This window comes from Bradyrhizobium sp. 613_E4_N2_2 (assembly GCF_052075995.1).
Lineage (GTDB): Bacteria > Pseudomonadota > Alphaproteobacteria > Rhizobiales > Xanthobacteraceae > Bradyrhizobium > Bradyrhizobium barranii.
On sequence record NZ_CP197234.1, the window covers coordinates 683,781 to 696,828 of the forward strand.

At 64.7% G+C, this 13,048-nt stretch carries 12 protein-coding genes; 8 read left to right on the top strand and 4 right to left on the bottom strand.

The window, feature by feature from the left end:
* From AB7290_RS03195 to AB7290_RS03220, 6 genes are all read left to right on the top strand, one after another.
* Positions 1 to 411: a GNAT family N-acetyltransferase gene (locus tag AB7290_RS03195; protein ID WP_028149462.1), complete on the top strand. Its 411-nt coding sequence runs from the start codon at positions 1 to 3 to the stop codon at positions 409 to 411.
* Positions 408 to 2,315, top strand: coding sequence for a cobaltochelatase subunit CobT (gene cobT, locus AB7290_RS03200; RefSeq protein WP_014490393.1), 1,908 nt, complete (start codon positions 408 to 410; stop codon positions 2,313 to 2,315). Before AB7290_RS03195 ends, cobT begins: the two co-directional genes overlap by 4 nt.
* Positions 2,312 to 3,382 carry an esterase-like activity of phytase family protein gene (locus AB7290_RS03205; RefSeq protein ID WP_085403584.1) on the top strand — a complete coding sequence of 357 codons (1,071 nt, stop codon included), beginning with the start codon at positions 2,312 to 2,314 and terminating at the stop codon, positions 3,380 to 3,382. Before cobT ends, AB7290_RS03205 begins: the two co-directional genes overlap by 4 nt.
* Before the next feature lie 31 nt (positions 3,383 to 3,413).
* On the top strand, positions 3,414 to 4,115 hold the full coding sequence (locus tag AB7290_RS03210) for a hypothetical protein (RefSeq protein ID WP_063980633.1): 702 nt from the start codon (positions 3,414 to 3,416) through the stop codon (positions 4,113 to 4,115).
* A gap of 331 nt (positions 4,116 to 4,446) precedes the next feature.
* Positions 4,447 to 5,559 carry an NADH:flavin oxidoreductase/NADH oxidase gene (locus AB7290_RS03215; RefSeq protein ID WP_085403583.1) on the top strand — a complete coding sequence of 371 codons (1,113 nt, stop codon included), beginning with the start codon at positions 4,447 to 4,449 and terminating at the stop codon, positions 5,557 to 5,559.
* A 326-nt stretch (positions 5,560 to 5,885) separates the two neighbouring features.
* Positions 5,886 to 6,293 (top strand): hypothetical protein, encoded by a 408-nt coding sequence (locus tag AB7290_RS03220; RefSeq protein WP_063980635.1) that lies wholly within the window; start codon positions 5,886 to 5,888, stop codon positions 6,291 to 6,293.
* 245 nt (positions 6,294 to 6,538) lie between these two features.
* Here the strand turns inward: AB7290_RS03220 and AB7290_RS03225 are convergent, their stop codons facing one another.
* The gene (locus tag AB7290_RS03225; protein ID WP_028149457.1) at positions 6,539 to 6,784 is read right to left on the bottom strand and encodes a PilZ domain-containing protein; all 246 of its coding nucleotides are present in this window, start codon (positions 6,782 to 6,784) and stop codon (positions 6,539 to 6,541) included.
* 341 nt (positions 6,785 to 7,125) lie between these two features.
* Entirely contained in the window at positions 7,126 to 8,463 is a 1,338-nt protein-coding gene (locus AB7290_RS03230; RefSeq protein WP_085399189.1) for a DUF2235 domain-containing protein, read from the bottom strand.
* Positions 8,464 to 8,904: 441 nt separating this feature from the next.
* On the opposite strand from AB7290_RS03230, the gene AB7290_RS03235 reads away from it, so the two are divergent.
* Positions 8,905 to 9,288 carry a hypothetical protein gene (locus AB7290_RS03235; RefSeq protein ID WP_245343973.1) on the top strand — a complete coding sequence of 128 codons (384 nt, stop codon included), beginning with the start codon at positions 8,905 to 8,907 and terminating at the stop codon, positions 9,286 to 9,288.
* Positions 9,289 to 9,626: 338 nt separating this feature from the next.
* On the opposite strand, the gene ftsZ is transcribed toward AB7290_RS03235, so the two are convergent.
* A complete protein-coding gene (gene ftsZ, locus AB7290_RS03240; RefSeq protein ID WP_085399187.1) occupies positions 9,627 to 10,889 on the bottom strand; it encodes a cell division protein FtsZ in 1,263 nt (420 codons plus the stop codon).
* Positions 10,890 to 10,939: 50 nt separating this feature from the next.
* Positions 10,940 to 11,554, bottom strand: a complete 615-nt coding sequence (locus AB7290_RS03245) for a hypothetical protein (RefSeq protein WP_085399186.1) — start codon at positions 11,552 to 11,554, stop codon at positions 10,940 to 10,942.
* A gap of 618 nt (positions 11,555 to 12,172) precedes the next feature.
* Here AB7290_RS03245 and AB7290_RS03250 point away from each other — a divergent pair.
* Entirely contained in the window at positions 12,173 to 12,943 is a 771-nt protein-coding gene (locus tag AB7290_RS03250; RefSeq protein ID WP_144030634.1) for a hypothetical protein, read from the top strand.
* The last annotated feature ends 105 nt before the right edge of the window (positions 12,944 to 13,048 follow it).

Here is a 13,048-nt window from a genome sequence, read left to right on the forward strand (position 1 = left end):
ATGCCAAACATCACCGTCGAGCGCACCATTGGGACCACCAAGAAGGCTGTGCTCGCCGGGCTCGGCGCCTATAACGACGAGCAGTTCGGGAAGCAGAAGGTCAGGAGCATCGCGGTCTCGCTGAAAGACCGCGGCAAGATCGTCGGCGGCATCGTCGGACACCTGTGGGCCACGGTTCTGTTCATCCAGTACTTCTGGATCGACCAGAAGCAGCGCGGCAAGGGTCTTGGCACGAAGCTGATCGCGGCGATCGAGGACGAGGCAAGACGGCAGGGCGCGATCCAGGCCCATGTCGACACGATGAGTTTCCAGGCGCCGGGCTTCTATCGTTCCTGCGGGTACGAGGAGTTCGGCACCCTCAAGGGCTATCCCGGCGGCGTGACGCGCCACTCGTTTACGAAGTCGCTATGAGCACATCATCATCCAACTCCAAATTCCGTAACACCAAGGAAGCCCCGACCGAGCCGTTCAAGCGCTCGGTGGCCTCCTGCCTGAAGGCGATCGCGAAGTCGCCGGAGCTCGAGGTCAGTTTTGCTGCCGAGCGCCCTGGTCTGGCGCCGGGCAAAGCGCGGCTGCCCGAGCCCGCGCGCAAGATGACCAAGCGTGACGCTGCGATCGTGCGCGGCCACGCCGACTCCATCGCGCTCAAGATCGCCTGTCACGATGCAAAGCTGCATCGCAAGCTGATGCCCGGCAATCCGCAGGCGCGCGGCGTGTTCGAGGCGGTCGAGCAGGCCCGCGTCGAGGCGATCGGCGCGCGCCGCATGGCGGGCGTTGCGAAAAACCTCAGCGCGATGCTCGACGATCATTTCCATCGCGGCAAGTTCGACGAAATCACCGACCGTGCCGATGCGCCGCTGGCGGATGCGCTGGCGATGCTGGTGCGCGAGCGCCTGACCGGCATGGCGCCGCCCACGGCGGCGAAGAAGATGGTCGATCTCTGGCGGCCCATTCTCGAGGACAAGATCGGCAAGCGGCTCGACCGGCTCGATGGCCTGGTCGAGGACCAGACCAGGTTCGGCGACGCCGTGCATGACCTGCTGACCGCGCTCGAACTCGGCGACGAGCGCAGCGCCGACAGCGAAGACAACGATGACGACGAGGAAAACCGCGACGGCGACAACGACCAGTCCGGCGCCGAAGGCTCGCCCGATTCCGACGCCGCGCAGGAGATGAGCGCCGACCAGGCGCAGGCCTCCAGCGAAGAGATGAGCGAGAGCGCGATGGAAAGCGCGCAGGCCTCGACCTCCGACACGTTCGACGACGGCGAGCTCGGCGACGACGAGACGCCGGGCGAGGCGACGCGTCCGAACGCGCACGGCAAGAACGAGCCGCGCGGGCCGGAATATCATGCCTTCGCGCCGAAATTCGACGAGGTCATCGCGGCCGAAGACCTCTGCGACCATGACGAGCTGGAGCGCCTGCGCGCCTATCTCGACAAGCAGCTCGCGCATCTGCAGGGCATCGTCGCCCGCCTCGCCAACCGCCTTCAGAGGCGCTTGATGGCGCAGCAGAACCGCGCCTGGGACTTCGATCTCGAAGAGGGCATTCTGGATCCCGCACGGCTGTCCCGCGTGGTGACCGATCCCTATCACCCGCTGTCCTTCATGCACGAGAAGGAGGCGACGTTCCGCGACACCGTGGTGACGCTGCTGCTCGACAATTCCGGCTCGATGCGCGGCCGCCCGATCACGGTCGCCGCGACCTGCGCCGACATCCTGGCGCGCACGCTGGAGCGTTGCGGCGTCAAGGTCGAGATCCTCGGCTTCACCACGCGCGCCTGGAAGGGCGGGCAATCGCGCGAGGCGTGGCTTGCCGCCGGCAAGCCGGCCAATCCCGGCCGCCTCAACGATCTCCGTCACATCATCTACAAGTCCGCCGACGCCCCCTGGCGCCGCGCGCGGAAGAATCTCGGCCTGATGATGCGCGAGGGTCTGCTGAAGGAGAACATCGACGGCGAGGCGCTGGATTGGGCGCACAAGCGCCTGCTCGGCCGGCCCGAGCAGCGCAAGATACTGATGATGATCTCCGACGGTGCGCCGGTCGACGATTCCACGCTGTCGGTCAATCCCGGCAACTATCTCGAGCGGCACCTGCGCCACATCATCGAGGAGATCGAGACCCGCTCGCCGGTCGAGCTGATCGCGATCGGCATCGGCCATGACGTGACGCGCTACTATCGCCGCGCGGTGACGATCGTGGATGCCGAAGAGCTCGGCGGTGCCATCACCGAGAAGCTCGCCGAGCTGTTCAGCGAGACCAACACCGCGCCCACGCATCAGGCCGGTCGCCCGCGGCGCAAACTGCATTCGTGAGCACGCAATCGTCCCGCCGCAGCTTTCTTGGCCACGCGGCGGCGGGACTTTCCACTCTCGCACTCTCCCGACTGGCGCAGGCGCAGCCCACGACCGATGCGCCGCCGCGCGCCGCGCAGATCGAGCACGCCGTCACCGAGGCTGTCAGCGTCGAGGTGAACGCGCGGCCGATTCCCAATTTCGAGCCGCGCGACCGCTCGCGCGTGCGCTTCGGTCAGCTGCAATATCGCAGCGGCCTGGTGCTGACCTCGCCCTATCGCGGCTTCGGCGGCCTGTCCGCCATCCGGCTCGATGCGAAGGGCGAGCGCTTCCTCGCGATCTCCGACCAGGGCGGCTGGTTCACCGGCAGCATCCGCTATTCCGGCGGCAAGATGATCGGGCTCGACGATGTCGAGGCGTCCCCGATGCTCAATTCCGAGGGCCGGCCGATCACGGAGAAGCGGTTCTGGTACGACACCGAGTCGCTCGCGCGCGACGGCAATGTCGTTTATGTCGGGCTCGAACGCGTCAACCAGGTCCTGCGCTTCGATTTCGCGAAAGGCGGCACGCGTGCCCGCGGCGAGGTGTTGCCGACGCCGCCTGCCGTGCGGAAGCTGCCCTCCAACAAGGGGCTCGAAGCGATGGTCGTCGTGCCGAAAGGCCAGCCGCTGGCCGGCAGCCTGATCGCTTTCTCCGAGCGCGGGCTCGATGCCGACGGCAACCTGGTCGCGTTCCTGATCGGCGGTCCGTCGCCCGGCCAGTTCAGCGTCCGCCGCACCGAAAAATTCGACATCAGCGATGCCGTGCTGCTGCCGTCCGGCGAGCTTCTCATCCTCGAACGCAAATTCTCCTGGTTCACCGGCATCAACATCCGCATCCGGTCGATCCCCCTGAAATCCATCGCGCCCAACGCGCTGGTCGACGGCCCTGCGCTGTTCGCCGCCGATCTCGGCCACGAGGTCGACAACATGGAAGGCATCGACGCCCACGTCACGCCCGAGGGCGAGACCGTGCTGACGCTGGTGTCGGACGACAATTTCTCGATGCTCCAGCGCACGCTGCTGCTGCAGTTCACGCTGGTGGAGTGAACGTCCGCCCGCCCTTCTCCGACAAACCGTCATGCCCTGCCGCGCCATCCTCGCCCTCGCCCTCATTTTCACGCTCGCCGCGCTGTCGCCGGCCTTCGCCACGGCCGAGCATCGGTATGGAAAGAACGAATACGCCATCATCCAGGGCGGCCGTGCGCCGAATGGGAAGCTGTCCGTCGCAGCCCATGGCGGCGGCGAGTCCGGGAGCGAAGGCTTTCGCATCTACCTGATGGCTGAGCCCGGCCATCGCCGGCTGATGACGCTCGACAATGTCAACGACGACAACATTCTGGACTCGGCGCCGGATGCCTTCCACGCCGCCTGGTCGCAGGATTCGCGCACCGTTGCGGTCTCGTTCCGCAGCGAGCGCCATATCGTCACGCTGAATCTCTACGCCATCGACGGCGGCCGCGCGCGGCTGGTCGCCGGGCCGGACCTGTTCCGCGACGTGACCGGCCGCAGCGTCGACATCAAGACCGACGGCGACATGCGCACATCCGTGCCCGCGCTGACATGGCAGGCGCCGCGCCGCTTTCACCTCACCGAGTACCGCGTGTTCGTGCTCGACGACACCGCGCTTGCCGACAAGCTCGGCCCGCTCGGCAAGGTCAGCAAGCGCGACGGCGGCGGCAACACGATCCAGTTCTCGGCCGAAGCCGACGGCGAGCTGTTGCCCGACGGCCGCATCCGCATGGGCAAGCCCGTGCCGGGCAGGTTCGAGGAGCTGGAGTAGGGGCCTCAAATTCGATCGTCGTCCCGGGGCGCGCAACGCGCGAGCCCGGGACCCATAGCCACAGGGAGACGTTTGGCGAAGACTCGCTGTTGCCGATCTTCGCAAAACCCAATCCCGTGGTTCTGGATCCCGGGCTCACGCTCCGCGTGCCCCGGGATGACAGCGGAGTTCCTGGCAAGCGGCCGAGGGTTATCTCCGCCTTGTGATCATATGACGCGCGCAATGCATGGCGCCGCGGGCGGGCATGTCCGCCGTGCAGCTGGCAATTCGCCGTAGGGCTACTAAACTTCATGCAATCGCTTCCATTCCTCCATCCCCCGGAACTCCCCGCATGAGCGCCCTGTTTTCCCCGATCAAGCTGCGCGGCCTGACGCTGAAGAACCGCGTCGTCGTGTCGCCGATGTGCCAGTATTCGGCCGACGACGGCGTCGCCACCGATTGGCACTTCACCCACATCAACAACCTCGCGCTGTCGGGCGCGTCGATGTTCTGCATCGAGGCGACCCATGTGGAGGCGATCGGGCGCATCACGCCGGGCTGTCTCGGGCTCTACAGCGACGCCTGCGAAGCCGCGCTGAAGCAGATCCTCTCCTCCGTGCGCAAGCATTCCTCCACGGCTATCGCGATGCAGCTCGCCCATGCCGGCCGCAAGGCCTCCAGCGCGCGGCCCTGGGACGGCGGCCAGCTCATTCCGCAGAGTGAGGGCGGCTGGCAGACGGTGGCCCCGTCGGCGCTGCCGCACAAGGAAGGCGAGGCCGCGCCGCTGGCGCTCGATGCCGCGGGCCTGAAGCGCATCCGTGACGCCTTCGTCGACAGCGCCAAGCGTGCTGCCCGGCTCGGCATTGACGCGATCGAGCTGCACGGCGCGCACGGCTATCTCATGCATCAGTTCCTGTCGCCGATCTCCAACAAGCGCACCGACGAATATGGCGGCTCGCTCGAGAACCGCATGCGCTTTCCGCTCGAGATCTACGATGCGGTGCGCAGCGTGTTCCCGCACGACAAGCCGGTCGGCATGCGGGTGTCGTCGACCGACTGGGTCGAGGGTGGCTGGGATCTGGCGCAGACCATCACATTCGCAAACGCGCTGAAGGCGCGCGGCGTCGACTGGATTGATGCCTCCTCCGGCGGCGTCTCGCCGCTGCAGAAGATCCCGCTCGGCCCCGGCTATCAGGTGCAGTTTGCCGAGGCCATCAAGCGCGAGACCGGATTGCCCACCATCGCCGTCGGCCTAATCACCGAAGCCAAACACGCCGAAGAGATCGTGGCATCCGGCAAGGCCGACATGGTCGCGCTCGGCCGCAGCTTGCTCTACGATCCCCGCTGGGGCTGGCACGCCGCGGCCGAACTCGGCGGCGAAGTCGAAGCCCCGCCGCAATACTGGCGCTCGCAGCCGTCGACGCAAAAGGCGCTGTTCGGCAAGACCACGTTCGGGGCGAGGTAGGGCGCGAGCGGGCGCTGCACTCACAACTGTCGTCCCTGCCTAGTGCGCAATTGCGCACGGGGCGCAGGGACCCATACCGCGTGATCTCACCATGATGCGCGGTATGAGTTGCCGCTGCACAACTTAAAGTCTTCGCCAAATCTCTCCCTGTGGTGATGGATCCCGGATCTGCGCTTCGCTTGTCCGGGACGACAGCGGTGGGGGCAGCGCGGGCCATCGTGCCCTCACTATCCCGCGCCCTCACGCATCCGTAACTCTCCTCACCTTCCACGCACCGCGAAACTGGCCTACCCTCCCGCGCACCCAACTCCTCAGGGAGGCCCGCCATGCGGTTTCGTGTTCGCAAGACTGCCCACGTGTTCGAGCGCGTGGGCCTCGCGATGGCCGGCGCGGCGTGCGGGCTGTTCGTCGGCGCCTATGTGGGATCTTCGATCGCCCCGCTCACCACGCAGGGCTTCCTGCTGCTGATGATGCTGCTCGGCTTCGTCGGCTTCTATCTCGGCATCGACACGCCGCAACTGCCCTTCGACGATGCGCACAGCGCCATCGACGCCGCGGAATTCCTCAGCGCCGCCGGCACGCTCTGCGCGACGCTCACCGCGCTCGCCTCCGTCGGCGTCATCGTGCTCCGCCTCGAGCCGCACCTGGCGTGGACCTGGCTCGCTTTGTTCGGCTGGATCGCCGGCGTCGCCATGCAGATCGTCGCCGGCACGAAAGCCAGGATGCGGGCGTAGCTACGACAGCTGTTGGAAAAGGTCGCGCCACAAGCACACCGCGTTCCCTCCCCCCTTGCGGGGGAGGGCTAGGGAGAGGGGTAGCCACACGGCACGCGCCATCGAATGAAGCGAGCCTGTGTTGCGTCACCTCGCACGCAGCCAACACCTATTGCTGGGCCACCCCTCTCCCCAACCCTCCCCCGCAAGGGGGGAGGGAGCAGAGCGGAATGCTCGGCGGGATTATTCAGTTGCGGCGAGCACCGCTAAAACACCACGCCGATCCGCGAGCCGCGCTTCCAGGCGATGCGGCAGCGCTTCTTGGTGTTGACGTGCAGCAGCTCGAACCTGTCGGGGATATTCACCTGCCCGCCGAGATCGACGCAGGCGCCGCCGGGCGAATAGTCGATCAGCGTGCAGGGGATCACCGGCGCGCGCGGGTCGGTGATGATCTTGGCCTGGCGGGACACCAGCCCGGAAGGTTTCACGCGGGCATGTCGGCGCGGATGCATTGGCACTCTCCTCCAATTCCGCGGACGGCGCGGGTGGTCTTGAGCGGCATGATGGAAAAGAGTTGATGCGATCCGACTAAGGGCGGCCTGAGAATTTTAATGAAAAGTAGCAACGAACGCAGAAAGCGCCGGTAGCGGGGTGGGGCGGTCTCCATCTCCACTGTCGTCCCTGCGAAAGCAGGGACCCATACCGCGTGATCTGTCGGTTGGCGGCGGTGGGCGCACCGAGCCACTGGTCCGCGCCAAACGGCTCCCTGTGGTTATGGGTCCCTGCTTTCGCAGGGACGACAGCTGAACGTGTGGCGCGCTCCCGCCTCCCATGACGAGCTTTGGGCGGCACCTCACACTCGCTCCGTCTCCGGCGTCTCCGCCATCTCCGCATGCGGCCTCACCGGCATCGGCACGGTCACATAATCCTTCGGCAGGTTCACCGGCCGGTAGCCCGGCTCCACCGCCATCCGCTTCAGCACGCTCTCGTGCACATGGGCGCCTTCGGGGATCACGCGCGGCTCGCAATCGGGGATGTAGAAGCCGAGAAAAACCTTTCGCTCCGGCCATTCCTTGTATTTCGCGCTCTTCGGCAGATATTCCAGCACGCGCCAGAGCACCGTCATCGAATTGTGCAGCTCGCCGATCTTGCCGGTGTATTCAGGCTCGACATACTGGAACGGCGAGTTCTTGCGCTGGATGCCCCAGGCGAGCTGGTTCACGGTGCGCGGGTTGAAGTTCAGCCCGGCCTTCGCGGCTTCCTCGATCATCCAGATCAGCGGATATTTGGACTCGCCGCTCTCGATTTCCGGATAGCCGCCGCCGACGTCGCAATGCACGCCGGCGAACCACACCTGCAGGATGTCCTGCGGCTCCTTCTTCTCGTCGGGCACGTAGCGGTTGCGCCAATATTCCTGCGGCTCCTTGTACGCCTTGAGGCGGAACATGCAGCGCCGCTCGTCGATCGCGATCGCCTGCCGGAAGATTTTGACGCTCGGATTGCGCAGCGTGAAGGCGAGCTCCTCCAGGCTGAACACGAAGAAGAAATTGTCGCGCCGCGGCACGATCACGCTCGCCACCGTGTCCCAGACGCCGATGAAGTGGATGGTCGGCCAGCGCGTCGAGGTGATTCGCGCGAACTGCGCCGCGAGGTCGAATTCGTCCTTCGGCAGCGGTCCGCTCTCGTCGAAGGCGACATCCTTGAGGTCCTCGATGTCGTTGCCGCGCCCGGTGCCGGAATATTGCTTGTAGGCGACGAGGCCGCTTCCTGCGAGGTTCGCCTGCTCCGGCGAGATCAGACCAATTTTGTGGATCAGCCCCGCCAGCACCCGCACGGTATAGGCGCCGCGCGAGAAGCCGAACAGATAGATGCGGTCGCCCGGCGCATAATGCTCGACCAGGAAGCAATAGGCTGACAGCACGTTGTCATCGAGCCCGTAGCCGGTGGCGAGCCCCAGCACCAGATTGACGTTGGCCTTGAGCCGGTGCCACGTCGAAGGCTCCGTCACCGTGCCGACGCCCGGATCGTAAAACACCATCTGCCGCGGCTTCGTCTTGTCGGTCTTGCGCAGGCAGCGATAGAGCTTCAGGACGTTCGAGATGTTCTCCGAGATCTCGTTGCCGGTGCCGTCGCAGCAGATGACGAGGTTTTTCGGCTCGGTTTTGGGTTTGTGCTGGTCGTCGTGCTCCACGGTATGCCCCTCCCGGTGATGCTACCGGGGCGAGTATAGCGAAAATGGATGGCAGCGAGGAGACGAAGTCGGCGGCGGCGGCATGGTGCCCCATTGCCCCATCATCTGTTGACATTAACCACCTGTTAACCATGTCGTCGCCTAATGAGGACGGTGGGGGTCACCATGTCGGCCCATATGACGCGACCGAAATTGATGCCTGTTTTGGCCGATCCAGCCTTTCATGCGCTGATCGGGCCGGCGGTTCGCGTCACGGCTGTCCTACGGAGCAAAGCCATGTTCGGGAAGGACGATCTAGTGGACAATCTCAGCCGCGATCTCGATCGTGCGCGCCTGCGCCGCGATGCACTCGCATCCGAAGCCACGACTCTCACGGCTCAGATCGCCGAAATCGAAGCCCGCCTTTCGGAAGAGAAGACCAGGCGGGAGCGTGATCGCGTCTTGGCCGAGATCGAAGCGATAAGAACGCGAATCAAGCAAGCCGCCGGCGCGTTCGCACCGGTCGTCGACGGTCTCTCCAGGGCGATCGAGTCGGCCTCGGCCGTCGTGCCCGAGGCTCGCGAGCTCAACAGTTTCATCGTGTCGGTGGCGACCGAAATCGACAGCGTGCTCGATCCCCTGATGCGCGAACTGGATCAGCGCGCGGATGCGGTGCGGGCAGGGCAGGCCGTGCTGGACCTCCCGCGTTCGGCCAATGAAGCACCGCCCATCGAGCCGCCAAAAGACGGCAACGATCGCCTGCTTCGCTTCCCGGCATGGCTGTCTCGCGACAAGGAGCCGGAAAAAAGGGAACCAGCGGAGACCCCGCGCAGCACGGCAGCGTGAACGTGGCGCGCGCTGCGTAGATCGCAAGCTCGCCTGCGGCCATCCTTCGAGACGCCCGCCTACGGCGGGCTCCTCAGGATGAGGACGCGTTTCGCGGTGAGATATCAGAGCCTCATATCACAGTGGTTCGGCACAGCCGGGGCCACAAACTCGTCATGCCCGGGCTTGTCCCGCCTGCGCGGCCGAAGCCGCTTCGGCGAGGCGAAGGCCCGGGCATCCACGTTCTTCGTGCCGTGGGAAAGGTCGTGGATGGCCGGGACAAGCCCGGCCATGACGATGTGGGGGCATCGCGCTTGAGCGATTGCCCCCACGGTAGACAGATAACCCCCCGCGCCCGCTCAATTAGCGGAGCGGCGCAGGAAGGCCGGGATGTCGAGAAGGTCTTCGTCGGCGATGTTGCGCGGAGAGGTGCGTCCGTAGGGATCGAGCGGCTGAGGCGCCGCGCGGCGCGCATATTCCGGATCGGGCCTTGCCGGTTGCACTGCGGGTCGGCCGGCCGCCGGGCGGAGCGGCGGGCTTTCCACGTGCGGAAGCGGCGCACTGCGCTGCTCGATGCGATCGGCGATGCGGCGGCTGTCGTCGCGCAGCCTGCCGGCGAGCTGCGTGAGTGCGGTTTCCACCGGCGCCGCCAGCTGCGCCGGGTCGACATTGTCGATCCCGGTCGCCACCACCGAGACGCGGACGATGCCTTCGAGGCTTTCGTCGAACGAGGCGCCGACGATGATGTTGGCGTCCGGGTCGGCTTCGTCGCGAATCCGCGTCGCGGCTTCGTCGACTTCGTACAGCATGAGATCCTTGCCGCCGGTGATGGAGATGATGAGGCCACTGGCGCGCTTGATCGAGGGGTTTTCGATCAGCGGATTGGAAATGGCCGCCACGGCGGCGGCGAGCACGCGCTTCTCGCCGGAAGCCTCGCCCCGTCCCATCATGGCCTTGCCCTTCTCCCGCATCACGGAGAGAACGTCGGCAAAATCGAGATTGATCAGGCCTTCCTTGACGATGAGGTCGCTGATGCAGGCCACGCCCGAATAAAGCACCTGGTCGGCAAGGGCAAAGGCATCGGCGAAGGTGGTCTTCGCGCTGGCCACCCGGAACAGGTTCTGGTTCGGGATGATCAGCAGGGTGTCGACCGTCTTCAGCAGTTCCTCGATGCCGGCTTCGGCAAAGCGCATGCGGCGCTGGCCCTCGAAATAGAATGGCTTGGTGACCACGCCGATCGTGAGGATGCCGAGCTCGCGCGCGGTCCTGGCGATGATGGGTGCCGCCCCGGTGCCGGTCCCGCCGCCCATGCCGGCCGTCACGAACACCATGTGCGCGCCGGTCAACTGATCGCGGATCGTATCGATGACCTCCTCGGCTGCGGCGCGTCCCAATTCAGGCTGGGAGCCGGCGCCGAGGCCTGCGGTGACCTGGGTGCCCAGCTGGATCAGGCGCGGCGCCTTCGACATCGCAAGCGCCTGCGCGTCGGTATTGGCGACGACGAAGTCGACCCCCTGCAGCCCGGATGTGATCATGTTGTTGACGGCATTGCCGCCGGCGCCGCCGACCCCGAATACGACAATGCGCGCCTTCATCTCGTGAATATCGGTCATGCCAGTCATTCTGTCCTCGCGATTGCTCCGGCAGGCCGGGATGGAGAAGGGTTCGAGTGCTATCTGCGAGCCGCGCGGTCTGCGCCCACGATGGCCGCGGCCAGATGTCCCAATCGACGTGCGGCTTGTCCCGCGGTCGCGCCGCCAGCCTGGCGACCGGTCCGTAAGTCCGCCACTTCGTCTTCCAGTCGTGCCGCCCACGCATTGGCTGCCGCCGTCTCGGCGGCCGCCTGCAGCAGCTCGACGGCAAGGCGATCGGCGCGCTCGCGCTCGCGCTCGAAAACTAACCTGGCGCCGGCTGCGAGGGCTTCGAGCCGCGCGATCTCCGCCTTCAATGCTTCGGTCTCCATAGCGTTTTCGAGCGAAGTGGGTACCGGTTCGCGCAAGGAAAACGCGTCAGAACAGGAATCTGGAGCCCCGTTCCGATCTCGTCGGAACGGAAATGGCTCCAATGTCTCGACTTTTGCCAGGGAGGCATCGAGGGGGTCCGCCCGGCGGGCCCGCCGCGGGCGGGGCGTGTAGCGGAGTTCGGAGAGATCGACGCTCACCAGGGCCTTGCCGTCCTCCGACCGCGAGCGCGGCAAACGGCGACGTCTCGCCAGGGCACGAGCGGCCTCGCGCGAGATATTGAGCCGGGCACTGAGATCGGCATACGTCAACAACGCAACGCACATTGGCGCTTCTCCTGGAGCGAACCGGGAAGGCATTTCGAGCTAATGATGGCTGGACGATTACCGCAGGCTAGGCTGCGTTGGTTAACGGACGGTTAACGCGCGCGGCTGTGTCTTGCCCGTCTTGCGCAGGCAGCGATAGAGCTTTCAGGACGTGGAGACGTTCTCCGAAATCTCGTTGCTGGTGCCGTCACAGCAGATGACGAGGCTTCTCGGCTCGGGTTTGTGGTCGGCTTTGGGTTAGGTCTTGTGCTCAGGCTCCACGGTATGCCTCTCCCGGTAATGGTGTCGGGGCGATGGATGCCGGGAAATTAGCTGACGTCGTGCGGGTTGATGGTTTTTGTATTTGCATCTGGTTTAGTGAGATCAGTGGCGACCTCGTTTACCGTAAGCCTAAAGTGGCGAGTAGCACCCGTACCCTTCGTAAATCTTGCGGCGTCAAACTTCGCGGGGCGGACGTACCAGCATTGCGTTACTTTACAGATCGAGGACAGTGCTGCGGCAGCCACTGCTTCCATCTTTGAGCCAGTTAGCCCGATCTCAAAGTTGAATCCCTTTCGCACATACCACTGAGCGAAACCATTCAGAAGAAACGTGGTCGTTCGCGAAAGGTCATCCGAATTGATCAGAGTCACGCCAGCGCTGGGGCTACCCGCACTCGCCGCAGCAAGTATCTTAGCCAAAAAGATTGCCTGTGGCTTGAGTCTGGCTGGCCTGGACGTCCGTGTCGCGCCGCACGGCAACTTTGGAGGAGATTTCTGCGCGGCCCGGCACACGGCTGATCTGTTCTGCGGCGCTGCACGCATCGCCGGAATAGCTGCGGTTGCAGCATTGAGCGATGCGCGCGTTCCGTATCAACCTTACATCGGCCGAGGGGAATCTCTTTTAGCTCTAAGGCTAATTTTTGAAGAACGAGCTGATACCTGGCTCAAAGAGCACTTGGACCATTGTCATCTTATGGCGGCTCATGTCGCTGCGTTACACCCACCCGCCGCGATATCCAAAGGGACACTTGCCAAACTGTTTTTTGAGAACGTCGAAGCTCAGGGTGGTTCGGAGAGATCGTTCTATGAGAGAACCGACACACTGGCTCAAGCCATCCAACATGAAGTCCGAGCCGATCGCGACGGATTTCTTTCAATTGACCTCCTCGGCTTACGTACAGCGATCGTCTCGGCCAACAAGCGAAATAACGCACAATTTCCGGACGAACTTGGTGTCCGCCTTCGACAGAGACCGGGCGCTTATGTCGCTGCCGGTGAATTGCTAGCAACTGTGCGATCGGAAAAAAAGCAGACATGGGAGCACTATCAGCAGTCGCTCAAGGCGTGCTTTAAAGCTGTCGACCTCCTAAATCACTCTTCTGGCATAGAGGAATTTGTCCGTGCCTAGCTATTGCTGTTTCTTCTGCCCTGCCGCAACCTACCGTGACAGCTCATTGGAAGATCCTTGTCCGACATGCGGTCGTCCATATGGCTTCCCCTTGAGCGAGCCTCC